Source organism: Pseudomonas sp. B21-010 (genome assembly GCF_024749325.1).
In the GTDB taxonomy this organism is placed as follows: domain Bacteria; phylum Pseudomonadota; class Gammaproteobacteria; order Pseudomonadales; family Pseudomonadaceae; genus Aquipseudomonas; species Aquipseudomonas kilonensis.
The window spans coordinates 322,515-338,375 of the sequence record NZ_CP087198.1; the positions used below are offsets into that span (position 1 = coordinate 322,515).

Below are 15,861 nucleotides of genomic sequence, written 5' to 3' on the forward strand. Positions count from 1 at the left end.
CATTTTCCTAGGCTCGCAGGTTTCTGAAAAATGCTCTAAAGAGTGTCTTGAGACTAAAAATGAGGCGTGTTTGGGCTGAGGGGAAGTGTTACGAGAGGTAGATCGATGCCGCACATGAAACGGTCGAGAAAGTTGAGTGGGGCGAAAGTTGCAAGTTGTTTTTTTATGGCAAAGTTATGGCGGTAGTGTCTTGAGTGTGTTGCAACTGCCTCACTTCCATCCCTGGAAGTGATGACACTGCCTATAACTTACTGAGCGCCGTGCCCGGCGGAGAGGATCTTGCTGAGGAACTGTCGAGTGCGTTCTTCCTTGGGGGCTGCAAACAAGGCCTTGGCTTCACCTTGTTCGACGATCACGCCTTTGTCGAAAAACACCACGCGGTTGGCCACGTCCCGGGCGAAGCCCATTTCGTGGGTCACGATGACCATGGTGCGTTTTTCTTCGGCCAAGCCGCGAATGGTTGCCAGCACCTCGCCCACCAGTTCCGGATCGAGGGCCGAGGTCGGCTCGTCGAACAGGATCACCGCCGGTTCCATCGCCAACGCCCGGGCAATCGCCACGCGTTGTTGCTGGCCGCCGGAAAGGCGCCGTGGGTAGGCGTCCTCCTTGCCGGCCAGCCCGACCTTGGCCAAGAGCTTGCGCCCCAGGGCTTCGGCTTCTGCACGTGGCGTCTTTTTCACCACCAGCGGACCTTCGATCACGTTCTCCAGCGCGGTGCGATGGGGAAACAGATTGAAGTTCTGGAACACGAAGCCCACCTGCTGACGCAAGCGACGCACCAGATTCTGCTGCTGGTTCAACGGACGGCTGCCATCGATCTCGATGTCGCCGACCTTGATCCGGCCACTGCTAGGCTCTTCGAGGAAGTTCAAACAGCGCAGGAACGTGGTCTTGCCCGAGCCGCTGGGGCCGATGATCGCAACCACTTCGCCTTCTTCGATCTTCAAGTCGATGCCGTTGAGCACCACCTGGCCCTTGAACTGCTTTGTCAGTTTTTCCACGACAATCATGGGTCAGGACTCCTGGTCATGCCGATTGACCCGGGCTTCCAGGACGTTCTGCAGGTGCGAGAGCACGCTGGCCAGAACCCAATAGATCAGCGCGGCGGCAAGGTACATGGTGAAGATTTCGAAGGTTCGCGCGGTGATCAACTGCGCCTGGCGGAACAGCTCCGGTACCTGGATGGTCGCCGCCAGCGCGGTGTCCTTGACCAGGGAAATGAAGCTGTTGCCCAACGGCGGCAGGGCCGTGCGTGCGGCTTGCGGCAGGATGGCCCGGCGCAGGGTCTGGGCGCGGGTCATGCCGATGCTTGCCGCCGCTTCCCACTGGCCGCGCTCGATGGAGCTGATGGCGGCCCGCAGGATTTCACACGCGTAGGCGGCCATGTTCAGCGAGAAACCGATCAGGGCCGCCGGTAGCGGATCCAGCTCGATGCCCAGTTGCGGCAACCCGTAATAGATCACGAACAACTGCACCAGCAACGGCGTGCCGCGAAAGAACGACACGTAGATGCGGGCGATCCAGTTCACCAGTTTGAAGCGCGACAGGCGCATCAGCGCCAGGCCGAACCCCAGCAGCAAGCCGAAAAACATGCCGCCCAGGCTGAGGATGACCGTGTAATACGCGCCCTTGAGCAGGAAGGGCGCGGAGTCCAGTGCGAGTTGAAGAGCTGCTTCCATTATTGGGTAACGTCAGCGCTGAAGTATTTTTCCGAAAGCTTTTTCAGCGTACCGTCGGCGCGCAGTTTTTCGATGGCCTTGTTCACGGCTGCCAGCAGCTCAGGCTCGCCTTTGCGCAGGGCAATACCGGACTCCTGGCGCGAAAAGGCTTCGCTGGTGACGGAGGTGTCCTTGGCTTTCTTGGCGTATTCCAGCGCGGCCAGGCGGTCGATCAGGATGGTATCGATACGGCCGACGCGCAGGTCCTGGAACTTGGTTGGGTCGTCATCGTAGGTTTTGACTTGGGCGCCCGGTACTTCTGCCTTGACCCACTGTTCGTAGTTGGTGCCCAGGCCCACGCCGACTTTTTTACCGTCCAGGTCGGCGGCCTTCTTGATGTTCAGCTCGGCGGCTTTCTTGGTCAGGACCAGCGCTTGAATCCCGGAAACGGTGTACGGCTCGGAGAAATCGTACTTTTTCTTACGCTCCTCGGAGATGGTCACCTGGTTGACCACTGCGTCCAGACGCTTGGATTCCAGGGCCGCGAGAATGCCGGCCCATGGGGTCGTCTGCAGCTTGACCTTCACACCCAGCTCCTTGGCCAGGGCTTCGGAGAACTCCACTTCGAAGCCGGTCAGTTTGCCGCTCTCATCAACGAAACTGAACGGTGGATAAGTGCCTTCCAAGCCGATCTTGATTTCGCCGGCGTCCTTGATCTTCTGCAGTTGCTCACCGGCAACCGCTTGCCCCAACAAGCCGGCGCTCAATGCCAGGCCCAGCGAACCTACCAACAGGTTGCGACGTAATGCGGAAAAATTCATGACAAGCCCCTGTGTTTTCTTCTGAAGAGGTTATTTTGGCTGAGATAAGGCGTAGCCGCGATCCGAAAAGATTGCCACATCCTGCCTTAAAGCAGCTTGGGCGTCTCGCGGCAAATGCGCCTGCGGCGAGACTATAGGGTGGCTTTTATAGATTGGAAAATAATATTAAATCAAGCGCATATGTCTATTTGGAATGACTGTTTGTGGGAGCGAGCTTGCTCGCGATGACGGTGTGTCAGCTAAATAAATTTGGGCTGATCTACCGCTATCGCGAGCAAGCTCGCTCCCACAGAAGTCTCCACTAAGCCTGGAACGCCGCGTTATAGGCAAACAACGCCGGTGCGCCGCCGGTGTGCAGGAAGATGATCGGGCCTTCGTCGAAACGGTCGCGACCCATGCCGTCGAGCAGGCCGGCCATGGCCTTGCCGGTGTAGACCGGATCGAGCAGCAGCCCTTCCTGGCTGGCCAGCAGCTTGACCGCCGCCAGTGTCCCGGCGTTGGGTTCGCCGTAGCGGGGGGCGAAATATTCGTCCCACAGGTTCACTTTGAACGCTTCTGGAAGGGCGACGTCGAGCAACGCTGCCGTGCGCTCGGCCAGGCCCTGGACCTTCGGAAACTGGTCCTCCTCGCTGCGCGAGACCGTGACGCCGATGACAGGCAGCGCCGGCAGGGCTTCGCTCAGCGCCAGCGCCAGGCCACTGTGGGTGCCGGCACTGCCCGAGGCCAGTACCACGGCGGCGAATTCAATCCCGGTGTCCTTGATCTGCTCGGCCAGTTCCAGGCCGGCGCGCACATAACCCAGCGCGCCCAAGGCGTTCGAACCACCAATCGGCACCAGGTAGGGTTTTTTCCCGTTGCTGCGCAGGCGACCGGCCAGGGCCTGTAGCTGCTCATCGGCGTTGTCCAGGTTGTCCACCAGCTCGACCTTGGCGTCGAACAATTCCAGCAGCAGCCGGTTGCCGTTGCCCAGGTAATTGCTGTCTTCGGTGCCGATGGGGTTTTCCAGCAAGGCCACGCAACCCAGGCCCAGCTTCGCGGCGAGGGCGGCGGTCTGGCGTACATGGTTGGACTGGATCGCCCCGGCGGTGATGAGGGTATCGGCGCCTTGGGCGATGGCATCGGCGGCCAGGTATTCGAGCTTGCGCAGTTTGTTGCCGCCCATGGCCAGGGGGGTCAGGTCGTCACGCTTGATATAGATGTCCCGGCCGAGCCAGGTGGAGAGGCGGTCGAGTTTTTCCAGCGGTGTCGGATGGCCGAGCAGGTCGAGACGGTTAAAGCGAGACAGCTGTTCTTTGATCATGGGTCCGTACTGGTTGTAGGCGATGTCTGGACTATAGGCACGCCGATATTCATGGGCAACCGGCATGTTTTTATTCGAGCTTGGATCTGGCGACACCGCCGTCGGTTTGCCCTGCACTTGACCTGTGGGAGCGAGCTTGCTCGCGATAGCGGTGTGACAGTCAATGAAGATGTTGAATGTCAGGCCGCCATCGCGAGCAAGCTCGCTCCCACAGGGTCTGTATTTGCAAGGGGATATGCCGTTGAACGCTGAACGAATGCTCTCCTGGCAACGTCATACCCTCCCGTAGGCTGGTGTAGGAAGCGTGCCGTCGAGCCCTGCGATTAGTCCTTAGCTACCTATTCATGTTTAACTTGAACGTTCATTCAAGTTAAACCGTCGGTTTGCTGCCCGCTCACAACAGGAGGCTTGCCTTTGCCGAGTCCGTTTTCGACCGTCATGTTTTTTTCTCCCGAGGTGCTTGTTTCATGAGTGCCTCGTCCCTTCCACCCAGCGGCCTGGTCCGCATGAACCCGCCGGTCTTTTACTTCGCCGCGACCTTCATCCTGCTGTTCGGCCTGGTGGTGATTGCCATGCCCGCGCAGGCCGGCGCCTGGTTGCTGGCCGCGCAGAACTGGGCGGCCAATACGGTCGGCTGGTACTACATGCTGGCGATGACGCTGTATCTGGTCTTCGTGGTGGTCACCGCCTTGTCCGGCTACGGCAAGATCAAGCTCGGTGCCGACCACGACGAGCCCGAATTCAGTTATCTGTCCTGGGCCGGCATGCTGTTCGCCGCCGGCATCAGCATCACGCTGTTTTTCTTCTGCGTGTCCGAGCCGCTGACCCATATGGTGCAGCCGCCCCAGGGCGAGGCCGGTACCGCCGAGGCGGCGCGCCAGGCCATGCAGATCCTGTTCTTGCACTGGGGGCTGCACGGCTGGGGCGTTTTCGCGTTCGTCGGCATGGCCCTGGCGTACTTCGCCTATCGGCACAATTTGCCGCTCGCCCTGCGCTCGGCGCTGTACCCGCTGATCGGCAAGCGCATCAACGGCCCCATCGGCTACGCCGTGGACGGCTTCGGCATTATCGCCACGGTGTTCGGCCTTGGCGCGGACATGGGCTTTGGTGTGCTGCACCTCAATTCCGGGCTCGACTACCTGTTCGGCATCGCCCACACCCAGTGGATTCAGGTCGGCCTGATCGTGCTGATGATGGGCGCGGCGATCATTGTGGCGGTGGCCGGTGTCGACAAGGGCGTGCGGGTCATGTCCGACATCAACATGCTGCTGGCCTGCGCATTGTTGCTGTTCGTGCTGTTTGCCGGACCCACCCAGCATCTGCTCAACACCTTGATCCAGAACATCGGCGATTACCTCGGCGCCCTGCCGATGAAGAGCTTCGACCTGTACGCCTACAACGAACCTAGCGACTGGCTGGGCGGCTGGACGGTGTTTTACTGGGCCTGGTGGATCGCGTGGTCGCCGTTCGTGGGGTTGTTCATCGCACGGATTTCCCGTGGGCGCACCATCCGTGAATTCGTGTTTGGCGTGCTGCTGATTCCCCTGGGTTTCACCCTGGCGTGGATGTCGATCTTCGGCAACAGCGCCATCGACCAAGTGCTGAACCACGGCATGAGTGCCCTGGGCATGTCCGCCCTGGAAAACCCATCGATGAGCCTTTACCTGCTGCTGGAAACCTACCCCTGGAGCAAGACCGTCATCGCCGTCACGGTGTTCATCAGCTTCGTGTTCTTCGTCACGTCCGCCGACTCCGGCACCGTGGTGCTGTCGACGTTGTCGGCCAAGGGCGGCAACCCTGATGAGGACGGGCCGAAATGGCTGCGGGTGTTCTGGGGCGCGATGACGGCCCTGGTGACCAGCGCGTTGCTGTTCTCCGGCAGCATCGATGCCTTGAAGTCGGCGGTGGTGCTGACGTCCTTGCCGTTCTCATTGATTCTACTGCTGATGATGTGGGGCCTGCACAAGGCGTTCTACCTGGAGTCGCAGAAGCAGATCGCGCAACTGCACTCCCTGGCGCCGGTGTCGGGTTCACGTCGGGGCACGGGCGGCTGGCGCCAACGCTTGAGCCAGGCGGTGCATTTTCCGTCCCGTGATGAGGTGTACCGTTTCCTCGACACCACGGTGCGCCCGGCCATTGAAGAAGTGACGGCGGTGTTCGTCGAAAAGGGCCTGACGGTGGTGACCCAGCCCGATCCGGCCAACGACAGCGTCAGCCTGGAGATCGGTCACGGCGAGCAGCATCCGTTCATCTATCAGGTGCAGATGCGCGGCTACTTCACGCCGTCCTTCGCCCGCGGCGGCATGGGCTCGAAGGAACTCAACAACCGTCGTTACTACCGTGCCGAGGTGCACCTGAGCGAAGGCAGCCAGGATTACGATCTGGTGGGCTATACCAAGGAGCAAGTCATCAACGACATCCTCGACCAGTACGAGCGGCACCTGCAGTTCCTGCATTTGGTGCGCTGATCGAGGCGCTAGGCCTTCCATCGTCACTGGTCTCATCGCGAGCAAGCTCGCTCCCACAGGGGTAAGTGGTTCCCTCCTGTAAGGTTAGTGATTTCCTTGTGGGAGCGAGCTTGCTCCGGGCGGCGATCCGACGATAGCGGTTTGGGAGGCAATGGAGCGCAACGCCTCAGACGAGTCCACCATTGGCCCGCAGGATCTGCCCGTTCACCCATCCTGCGGCCGGGCTCACCAGGAACGCGATGATGCTGGCAATGTCTTGCGGCTGGCCGAGGCGTTCCAGGGGCGGCATCTTGGCGTAGTGCTGCACCTGCTCCTCACTCTTGCCGTGCATGAACAGTTCGGTCGCGACGGGGCCGGGGGCCACGGCATTGACCGTGATCTGCCGACCGCGCAGTTCCTTGGCGAACACCTGGGTCAGGGATTCCACTGCGGCCTTGCTGGCGATGTACACCGAATAGCCGGGCAGGTTCAGGCCCACGGTGCTGCTGGAAAAATTCACGATTCGACCACCGTCATTCAAACGGGTCGCGGCCTCGCGCAGGGTATTGAAGGTGCCACGGGTGTTGATGGCGAACGTCTGGTCGAACAGCTCGTCGCTGTGCTGCGCCAGGGGCATCACCTGGAGGATGCCAGCGTTGTTGATCAACACGTCGACCTTACCCAGTTGCGCTTCGGTTTCATCGAACATCCGGCGAACATCGGCGGCAGAGGACACGTCTGCCTTCACCGCTATGGCTTGGTGGCCGGCTTGGCGCAGTTGCACCACCAACTTGGACGCCTCGCTGGCGCTGTTGGCGTAGTTGATGACGACGGCGAAACCCTCGCTGGCCAGTTGCTTGGCGATTTCGGCGCCGATGCCGCGGGAAGCACCGGTGATAATGGCAACTTTGGACGTTTGAGTCGGCATGCTTGAGTCCTCTTGAAGTGGGTGAGGCCAGGTTCACATGTTTACTCTCGGCGATAAATGCCCGAAAGTTGCCTTGACTGTTCAACAATCACTAACAATAAAGGCGCCGGATTCAGATGGATCAAGTCAGAGCGATGAAGGTGTTCGTGCGCATCTACGAGCGAAGCAGCTTCACCCTGGCCGCTGAGGACTTGAACATGCCACGGGCCACGCTGACCCACACCCTCAATCAATTCGAAGCCTGGCTGGGCGTTCGCTTGTTGGAGCGCAGCACTCGCAAGGTGCGCCCGACCCTCGATGGCGAAGCCTATTACCCACGCTGCGTGCAATTGCTGGCGGAACTTGAAGAAGCCGAACTGGCGTTTCGCGGCGTGGCGCCCAAAGGCAAGTTGAGGGTGGACTTGCACGGAACCCAGGCACGGTATTTCGTGATTCCGGCGTTGCCGCAATTCATGGCCCGTTATCCCGAAATAGAACTGTTCATCAGCGAGGCCGATCGTTTTGTCGATCTTATCGCCGAAGGCGTCGATTGCGTGCTGCGCTCCGGTGAGCTGGCGGATTCGTCATTGATCGGTCGGCGTGTTGCCAATCTTCGGCAGATTACCTGTGCCAGTCCCGGTTACCTGCGCCAGTACGGCGAGCCGAAGTGCCTCGATGACTTGAAACATCACAAGGCGGTGAATTACGTCTCGCGGACCACCGCCAAACTGTATCCGTTTGAGTTCATGGTCGATGGCGAACTCAAGGAGGTGCCGATCGGGGGCTCGCTGTCGGTGTCCGGCGCCGAAATCTATGCCGCCTCGGCCATCGCCGGCCTGGGCCTGATCCAATGCCCGCATTACCGGATGCAAGAGCCGATCCGGCAGGGCCTGATGCAGGAAGTCCTCACCGCCACCCCACCACCGTCCATGCCGGTGTCGGTGCTCTATCCGCATAACCGGCTCATGTCGCCGCGGGTTCGTGTATTCGTGGATTGGGTGGCGGAGGTGTTTGCACAGGCGCGATGACCGAGTGGTGATGGCGGTGCATTGGCTGGAGAGTTGAGCTAAAATTTTTTCAGGGTGTGTATTGTGTGTATCGAAATCATCTTTCGCAGCTAGAGTTTTCCGGCAGAGCTGTCGAATAAGGCAAAGGTGATGCGAAGTCGGGAAATGATCAGGAAGATCGAAGAGGATGGTTGGTATCTAGTGGCAATCAAGGGTAGCCATCACCAGTACAAACACGCCTTCAAGGCTGGGAGGGTGACGATCAAACACCCTGACGCCGATCTGCCCAGAGGCACGATCAATAGCATATTGAAACAGGCGGGCCTGAAATGAAGCCCATGACCGATTACGAAATCCCCGATGGGGATGCATTGTTATCAGACCGGTTGCTGCGGTTGCCGGATCTGGAGGAAGGATTCGCCCACATGAAATTTCCGGTCGTTCTGCACAAGGATGCCGATTCCGAATACGGAGTGACGGTCCCGGATGTACCGGGTTGTTTCTCCGCCGGCAGTACCGTGAGCCAGGCATTCGAAAATGTGAAAGAAGCGCTCTCGTTGCACTATGAAGGCTTGATAGCCGACGGCGAGCCGCTGCCGCAGATCCATGAAATTGACGATCATCTCGACGATCCGCAATACGCCGGTGGGATATGGGGGGTGGTTGAGTTTGATGTCACGCCCTATTTCGGGAAATCAGTGCGGTTCAACGCCACGCTGCCCGAGCAATTGCTTGAGCGCATCGACCAAACCGTGCGACGGGATCAGCGTTATAGCTCGCGTTCGGGTTTCCTGGCAGCGGCGGCCTTGCGCGAACTTTCAGCCTGACCGATGCGTCTGTGAAGTGTTAGCTTCTGCCACCAGCGTCCGAACAGAGAGCCTTTCGATGACCTACACCGCTGCGCAAAACCGCTACGAGTCCATTCCTTATCGCCGCGTCGGTCGCAGCGGGCTGGTGCTGCCGGCGCTGTCGCTGGGGTTGTGGCACAACTTTGGCGACAGCACGCCCATCGATACCCAGCGCGCCTTGCTGCGTACGGCGTTTGACCTGGGCATCAACCACTTCGACCTGGCAAACAACTACGGCCCTCCCTACGGCAGCGCCGAGATCAATTTCGGCCGGTTGCTGCGCGAAGATTTTAAGCAGTACCGCGATGAGTTGATCATCTCCAGCAAGGCCGGTTGGGACATGTGGCCGGGTCCTTACGGCCAGGGCGGTGGCTCGCGCAAATACGTGCTCGCCAGCCTCGACCAAAGCCTGCAACGCCTGGGGCTGGACTATGTGGATATCTTTTATTCCCACCGCTTCGACCCCGACACCCCACTGGAAGAAACCGCCAGCGCACTGGCCACTGCCGTACAGCAGGGCAAGGCGCTGTACATCGGCATTTCCTCGTATTCCGGGGTGAAGACCCGGGAAATGGCGGCGCTGCTCAAAGAATGGAAAGTCCCGCTGCTGATTCACCAGCCGGCCTACAACCTGCTCAACCGCTGGGTGGAGAAAGACCTGCTGGACGCCACCGACGAACTGGGTACCGGTGTGATCGCTTTTACGCCACTGGCCCAGGGCCTGTTGACCGACAAGTACCTCAAGGGTATTCCGGCCGATGCGCGGGTGAACCGTCCGGGCGGCGGCTCGTTACAGGCTTCGCACCTGTCGGAGGAAAACATCGCCCATGTACGCGCCCTCAATGAGATCGCCCAGCGGCGCGGCCAGAGCCTGGCGCAAATGGCCCTGGCCTGGACCCTGCGCGATCCCCGCGTGACCAGCGCGCTGATCGGCGCCAGCCGGCCGGAGCAGATTATCGAGAACGTCGGGGCGTTGAGGAACCTGAGCTTCAGCGCTGAAGAACTGGCGCAGATCGATCGGTTTGCCCTGGAGGGCGGGATCAATCTTTGGGAGAAGCCTTCGTCGGCTGAGTAACACCGAACACCCTGTGGCGAGGGAGCTTGCTCCCGCTGGGTCTATAGGAGCTGTCGAGCGAAGCGAGGCTGCGATCTTTCCCCTGACGCTTGAGTCCCAAGCGAAAGATCAAAAAATCGTCCGAACGCGGCCCGAGCCTTCGGCAGCTCCTACGGCGCAGTCGAGCGGGAGCAAGCTCCCTCGCCACGGCGATATGCGTACCCCGGAAAACCATTTAAGCAAGACACTCACCTGAAAAACGGCACATCCCCCAACACCGTCGCCCGATGCATCACCCGGCGGGCGGGGCGGTAGTCATCGACGGCAAAGTGCTGGGTGACGCGGTTGTCCCAGAACGCTACGTCGTTGACCTGCCAGCGCCAGCGAAGGGTGAACTCCGGGCGGGTGGCGTGGGCGAAGAGCAGTTTCAGGATCACCTCGCTTTCGGTTTCCGACAGCTCGTTGATCCGTGTCGTGAAGCCTTCATTGACGAACAGCGACCGTCGCCCGCTCACCGGATGAGTGCGGATCACCGGATGGGACAGTGGTGGGTTTTTCCGCCGTGCGGCTTCCCAGCGCGCCAGGTCTTCGGCGGTGTTGCCAAACCGTTCCAATGGAAAGGACCGGGTGAAATCGTGGGTCGCTGTGAGGCCTTCCAGCAAGCGTTTCAAAGGGGCTGACAGCGCTTCGTAGGCCGCGATGCCGCTGGCCCACAACGTGTCGCCGCCAAACGCCGGCAGTAGCTTGGCGCTGAGCACCGCGCCCATGGCCGGCGTCGGTAAAAAAGTCACGTCGGTGTGCCACACGGCGTTGTCGCGGACATCGGTGACGGCGGTGTCGAGCACCAATACTTCGGGCTGCTCCGGTACGTTGGGGTAGATCGGGTGAATGTGCAGGTCGCCAAAATACGCGGCGAAACGCGCTTGTTGCGTCGGCTCGATCGGCTGGTCGCGAAAGAACAGCACCTGATGCTTGAGCAAGGCCTGCTCTATGGCCTCGCGATGTTCCGGGCTCAGCGGCTGGCTGATATCGATCCCACTGATCTGCGCGCCGAGGGCTGTGCTCAAGGGAGTAATGGTCGGGCGGTTCATCGTCGTGTTCTCGGATTGGGGCGCCAAATGGTCGGCGTGGTCATTGGCTATCAATGGGCCTGGCCGTGCCATGGCACCAGTTTGCGTTGCAGGGCGCGCAGGCCCATTTCCATGGCGAAGGCGATCAGTGCGATCACCAGGATCCCCAGTACCACCACGTCGGTGACCAGGAACTGCGCCGCTGACTGCACCATGAACCCCAGGCCGCTGGTGGCGGCGATCAACTCGGCGGCCACCAGCGTCGACCAACCCACGCCCAGGCCAATGCGAATGCCGGTGAGAATGTCCGGCAGGGCACTGGGCACGATCACATGGCGAATCAACTGGGCCCGCGTGGCGCCCAACGATTGCGCCGCGCGTAGCTTGGCCCGGTCGACGGTGCGCACACCGGTGGCGGTGGCAATGGCAATCGGGGCGAAGATCGCCAGGTAGATCAACAGCACCTTCGACAACTCGCCGATGCCGCACCAGATCACGATCAACGGCAAGTACGCCAACGGCGGAATCGGCCGGTAGAACTCGATCAACGGGTCGAGCACGCCGCGAGCGATGCGGTTGGCACCAATGGCGATGCCCACCGGCACCGCCGTCAGCACCGCGAACAACAAGCCCAGGCCGATGCGTTCAAGGCTGGCGGCCAGGTGCTGCCAGAGGGTCGAGTCCATGTAGCCGCTGGTTGCCAGCAGCCAACCTTTTTGCAGCACGGCAGACGGCGAGGGCAGGAACAGCGGTTCGATCAGGCCGCTGGCGGTGACGGCCCACCAGGCCGCCAGCAGTGCGATCAGGGTCAAGCCGCTGATCCAGCGCGTACTCAGGCTGGGCCTCAAGCCGCCGGCCGGGCGCTTGCTCGTCGTTTCACTGACGACGGCTGGAATTTCGTAGCTGCTCATGCGCGCTCCTGTGGCCGAGTGGCGCTGCGTTGGGAGAACACCTTGGCGAGCACATGCTCGCGGGTTTCGATAAAGCGCGGGTCGGACTTGATCGACCGCGCCGACTCCCCGGCCCCGTAGCGCTGGCCGAAATCCAGGCTCAGGCGCTCGACGATCTGCCCAGGGTTTGGTGCCAACAGAATCAAGTCAGTGGCGAGGAACACGGCTTCTTCAATGTCATGGGTGATCAGGAACACCGGCTTGGCGGTGCGCTGCCAGACCTGCAGCAACAGTTCCTGCATCTGCTCGCGGGTGAAGGCGTCCAGCGCCCCGAAAGGTTCGTCCATCAACAGCACGCGTGGGTCGGCCGCCAGTGCCCGGGCCAGGCCGACGCGTTGCTTCTGGCCGCCGGAGAGCTGCCAGACACGGCGTTGCTCGAAACCGGCCAGGTCCACCAGGGCAAGCATTTCCCGGGCCCGGGCTTCGCGCTTTTGCTTGCCGACCCCAGCCAGTTCCAGGCCGAACCCGACGTTTGCCAGCACGTCCTGCCAAGGCAGCAGTGCATCGTCCTGGAACACCACGCCGCGCTCGGCGCTCGGGCCCTTGACCGGCGTGCCGTCGAGGGTGATCTGCCCGGCGCTGGGCTCGACGAACCCGGCAATCAGGTTCAACAGCGATGTCTTGCCACTGCCGGACGGGCCGAGGGCCACCAGCAATTGCTGGGGCCCCAGGGTCAGTGAAATATCCGCCAGCACAGGTTCCGCCGCGCCGGGGTACTGTGCGCTGATGCGCTCCAGCTGTAGCAAGGCCATCGCGTGTCTCCCTTTTTTCGCTCAACGAGTGATGTATTTGGCGCTGACGTAGGGCGCGTAGTCCGGCAGCACGGCTTCGACCTTGCCTTGCTCCTTGAGGAACGCTGCGGTGTCGGTGATGGCTTGGGTGGTCGGTGCGCCGAGGCTCACGACCTGATCGGCCGCCAGGGGAAAGACGTTGCCTTGCAGCAACAGCGGGATATCGCTGGCCTTGGCGCCAGAGAGCTTCACCAGTTTGTCGACGTTGGACGTATCGGCCAGCCAGGCTTGTGGGTCCTTGCGGTATTGGGCGTAGGCATCCAGGGTCACTTTGGCGAACGCTGTGACAATTTCAGGATGTTTCTGGGCGAAGTCCTTGCGCACGATCCAGGCGTCGAAGGTCGGGGCGCCGAACTTGGCCAGTTCCGCCGAGGTGATCAGGACTTTGCCGTTTTCCTTGGCCACGCCCAGGGCCGGGTCCCAGACGTAGGTGGCATCGATGTCTCCGCGCTTCCAGGCGGCGATGATGGCCGGTGGCGCCAGGTTGAGTACGGTGACTTTCGACGGGTCGATGTTCCAGTGCTTCAACGCGGCGAGCAGGCTGTAGTGCCCGGTGGACACGAATGGCACGGCGATCTTCTTGCCGATCAGGTCTTGTGGGGAGTGGATGCCTGAACCGTCACGAACCACCAAGGCTTCGGCGGCGCCGATCTGGGTGGCGATGAGGAAGGTTTCCACCGGGACCTTGCGGGTGATGGCCGCCGTCAACGGGCTGGAACCGAGGTAGCCGATCTGCACGTCGCCTGAGGCGATGGCGGTGATGACATCGGCGCCGTTGTCGAACTTGCGCCAGTCGATCTTGGTTTGGGTGGCCTTTTCATAGGCGCCATCGGCCTGGGCGACTTTGGCCGGGTCGACGGTGGTCTGGTAAGCGACGGTCAGGTCGGCCGCCTGGACAAAAAGACTCGTTGCAGCCAGGGAGGCGGCCGCGAGAAGGCGAAGGGGGAAACTCAAAGACATGGGAAAGCTCCTCAACAGGCCGCCGGATGTTCGGCGTTGGAGGAGACTAAATGATCTAAGAATTGGAAAATAAATAACTTTTTCGAATGAGCTTATTTTCGAAAAAATCTATAAAGCTCGACTGAGAACCCTTGTGGCGAGGGAGCTTGCTCCCGCTCGGCTTGTAGGAGCTGTCGAGCGAAGCGAGGCTGCGATCTTTCCGCTGCTACTTGAGTCTCAAGGGAAAGATCAAAAGATCGCAGCCTTCGGCAGCTCCTACAGCGCAGCCGAGCGGGAGCAAGCTCCCTCGCCACAAAAAGCGTTCTCGCACGCAGGGATTCAGTTACTGATCGCCAGGATGCTCGCCTGATACGAACCCACGAACACGTCGAAATCCCCGACCTCGTTCTGCTCCAGATTGGCCTGTTGGACCAGTGATTCCCGGGCGGTTTCTTCGAATGCAGCCTGTTCTTGGGCAGGCAAAGGTTCGGCGCGGAAGAACTCGGCGTGGGCCTTGCTTTGGCGCAGGGAGAACTGGGCGAAGCTTTCCTGATGTTCGGCCATGGCGGCCAGCACCTGGGCGGAGGGGGTCAGGGAAGGGTCGCGGACCTTCGCCAATTGCGCGTCCAGCGCCTGGCGGTGGGCATCGCCACCTTGGCTCTGGTCGAGCAGCGAGGCCAGCGGGGCGATTTTTTCCAGCAATTCGACGGCCCAGGCCTGCATGTCCACCGATTGACCCTGGCGCTGCAATTGCAGACCAGGCTTGCGGCCTTCCTTGACCACGGTCAGGAAGTTGCTCGTGGCGTTGCCGCATTCGTTGTTTTCCAGCTGCGGGCTGTCATTGAGGCCGCAATACAGCAGGAACGCATCGAGGAATCGCGACTCGGTGAGGTCGATGCCCATTGGCAGGAACGGGTTGATGTCCAGGCAACGCACTTCGACGTACTGGATACCCCGGGCCATCAAGGCCTGGATCGGCCGCTCGCCGGTGTAGGTCACGCGCTTGGGGCGGATGTTGGAGTAGTACTCGTTTTCGATCTGCAGGATGTTGGTGTTGAGCTGCACCCACTCGCCGTTCTGGTGAGTGCCGACTTCGACGTACGGCGCATAAGGTGTCGCCACCGCTTTGCGCAGGCTGTCGGTGTAGCTGGCCAGGTCGTTGTAGCAAGGCGTGAGGCCGGCCTGGGCGTTGCTCTGGTAACCCAGGTCGCTCATGCGAAGGCTGGTGGCGTAGGGCAGGTACAGGGTGTCCGGGTCCAGTTGTTCCAACTGGTGCGGGCGACCCCGCAGGAAACCGGCGTCCAGGGCCGGCGAGGCACCGAACAGGTACATCAGCAACCAGCTGTAGCGGCGGAAATTGCGGATCAGCGCGATGTAGGCCGACGACTGGAAATCACGGTCGCTGGTCTCGACGCCTTCGGCCTGCCGAAGCAGGGGCCAGAGTTTTTCCGGCAGGGAAAAGTTGTAGTGGATCCCGGCAATGCATTGCATGGTCTTGCCGTAGCGCAGGGCCAGGCCCTTGCGATAGACGTACTTGAGACGACCGATGTTCGAGGTGCCGTAATACGCGATCGGGATGTCCTCCTCCGCCGGCAGTGGGCACGGCATTGAAGGGCTCCACAGGTACTCGTCGCCGAGTTTGCTGTAGGCAAACCGGTGGATCTTGTCGAGGCTGCGCAGGGTATCGGCCGGGTTGGCCAGGGCTGGCGTGATGAACTCCAACAGCGACTCGGAATAGTCGGTAGTGATCTGTTCGTTGGTCAACGCCGAACCCAGGGCCTTGGGATGCGGGGTCTGCGTCAAGTGCCCATCGCCAGTGACGCGCAGGCATTCGCGCTCGATGCCGTGCAGGCACTGCTCGAGCAGGGAGAGGTTGGCGCGCTCGCCGAGCAGGGCCAGGCGGCGGTTTAAAAGGTCGCTCAAGTTGAATTCCTTCACGCGTCAGTCGCCCCAATATGGGGGTGGGCAAGACGGTCTACAAGGGTGAAGTTAAAACTGGCGTTTTCGCCTGGTTTTTGTGTGGCCTAAGGCTGATCGCCGCCGCCCCCTGTGGGAGCGAGCTTGCTCGC

15 protein-coding genes are annotated in these 15,861 nt (G+C 61.0%); 5 read left to right on the top strand and 10 right to left on the bottom strand.

All coding sequences use genetic code 11. The features are described 5' to 3' along the window. Positions 1-248: 248 nt before the first annotated feature. From tcyN to LOY50_RS01400, 4 genes are all read right to left on the bottom strand, one after another. Positions 249-1,010 (bottom strand): L-cystine ABC transporter ATP-binding protein TcyN, encoded by a 762-nt coding sequence (gene tcyN / locus LOY50_RS01385; RefSeq protein WP_253470908.1) that lies wholly within the window; start codon positions 1,008-1,010, stop codon positions 249-251. Between the two features lie 3 nt (positions 1,011-1,013). Next, positions 1,014-1,679, bottom strand: a complete 666-nt coding sequence (gene tcyL, locus LOY50_RS01390; RefSeq protein ID WP_014336021.1) for a cystine ABC transporter permease — start codon at positions 1,677-1,679, stop codon at positions 1,014-1,016. Next, positions 1,679-2,479, bottom strand: coding sequence for a cystine ABC transporter substrate-binding protein (gene tcyJ / locus LOY50_RS01395; protein ID WP_258690174.1), 801 nt, complete (start codon positions 2,477-2,479; stop codon positions 1,679-1,681). Before tcyJ ends, tcyL begins: the two co-directional genes overlap by 1 nt. Before the next feature lie 301 nt (positions 2,480-2,780). Next, a complete protein-coding gene (locus tag LOY50_RS01400; protein ID WP_253478357.1) occupies positions 2,781-3,779 on the bottom strand; it encodes a D-cysteine desulfhydrase in 999 nt (332 codons plus the stop codon). 506 nt (positions 3,780-4,285) lie between these two features. Here LOY50_RS01400 and betT point away from each other — a divergent pair. After that, positions 4,286-6,247, top strand: a complete 1,962-nt coding sequence (gene betT, locus LOY50_RS01405; protein ID WP_253478360.1) for a choline transporter BetT — start codon at positions 4,286-4,288, stop codon at positions 6,245-6,247. 166 nt (positions 6,248-6,413) lie between these two features. Here the strand turns inward: betT and LOY50_RS01410 are convergent, their stop codons facing one another. Then, complete coding sequence (locus LOY50_RS01410; RefSeq protein ID WP_003196671.1) at positions 6,414-7,154, bottom strand: SDR family oxidoreductase; 741 nt, start codon at positions 7,152-7,154, stop codon at positions 6,414-6,416. A 116-nt stretch (positions 7,155-7,270) separates the two neighbouring features. On the opposite strand from LOY50_RS01410, the gene LOY50_RS01415 reads away from it, so the two are divergent. The 4 genes from LOY50_RS01415 (at position 7,271) to mgrA (ending at position 10,063) form a co-directional block, all read left to right on the top strand. After that, entirely contained in the window at positions 7,271-8,161 is an 891-nt protein-coding gene (locus LOY50_RS01415) for a LysR family transcriptional regulator (protein ID WP_258690175.1), read from the top strand. 129 nt (positions 8,162-8,290) lie between these two features. Further along, entirely contained in the window at positions 8,291-8,473 is a 183-nt protein-coding gene (locus LOY50_RS01420) for a type II toxin-antitoxin system HicA family toxin (RefSeq protein ID WP_018608816.1), read from the top strand. Between the two features lie 92 nt (positions 8,474-8,565). Then, positions 8,566-8,967, top strand: coding sequence for a type II toxin-antitoxin system HicB family antitoxin (locus tag LOY50_RS01425; RefSeq protein WP_024619603.1), 402 nt, complete (start codon positions 8,566-8,568; stop codon positions 8,965-8,967). Between the two features lie 58 nt (positions 8,968-9,025). Further along, the gene (gene mgrA, locus LOY50_RS01430) at positions 9,026-10,063 is read left to right on the top strand and encodes an L-glyceraldehyde 3-phosphate reductase (protein ID WP_258690176.1); all 1,038 of its coding nucleotides are present in this window, start codon (positions 9,026-9,028) and stop codon (positions 10,061-10,063) included. 227 nt (positions 10,064-10,290) lie between these two features. Here mgrA and tauD read toward each other — a convergent pair whose 3' ends face one another. The 5 genes from tauD to gshA all read right to left on the bottom strand — a co-directional run bounded on the left by tauD (position 10,291) and on the right by gshA (position 15,715). After that, a complete protein-coding gene (tauD, locus tag LOY50_RS01435) occupies positions 10,291-11,133 on the bottom strand; it encodes a taurine dioxygenase (protein ID WP_258690177.1) in 843 nt (280 codons plus the stop codon). Between the two features lie 50 nt (positions 11,134-11,183). Beyond that, positions 11,184-12,023: a taurine ABC transporter permease TauC gene (gene tauC / locus LOY50_RS01440; protein WP_214510990.1), complete on the bottom strand. Its 840-nt coding sequence runs from the start codon at positions 12,021-12,023 to the stop codon at positions 11,184-11,186. Further along, positions 12,020-12,814, bottom strand: coding sequence for a taurine ABC transporter ATP-binding subunit (gene tauB / locus LOY50_RS01445; protein ID WP_095963000.1), 795 nt, complete (start codon positions 12,812-12,814; stop codon positions 12,020-12,022). Before tauB ends, tauC begins: the two co-directional genes overlap by 4 nt. 21 nt (positions 12,815-12,835) lie before the next feature. Further along, complete coding sequence (gene tauA / locus LOY50_RS01450) at positions 12,836-13,813, bottom strand: taurine ABC transporter substrate-binding protein (protein WP_253470920.1); 978 nt, start codon at positions 13,811-13,813, stop codon at positions 12,836-12,838. Between the two features lie 318 nt (positions 13,814-14,131). After that, a complete protein-coding gene (gshA, locus tag LOY50_RS01455) occupies positions 14,132-15,715 on the bottom strand; it encodes a glutamate--cysteine ligase (protein WP_258690178.1) in 1,584 nt (527 codons plus the stop codon). Positions 15,716-15,861: the final 146 nt, after the last annotated feature.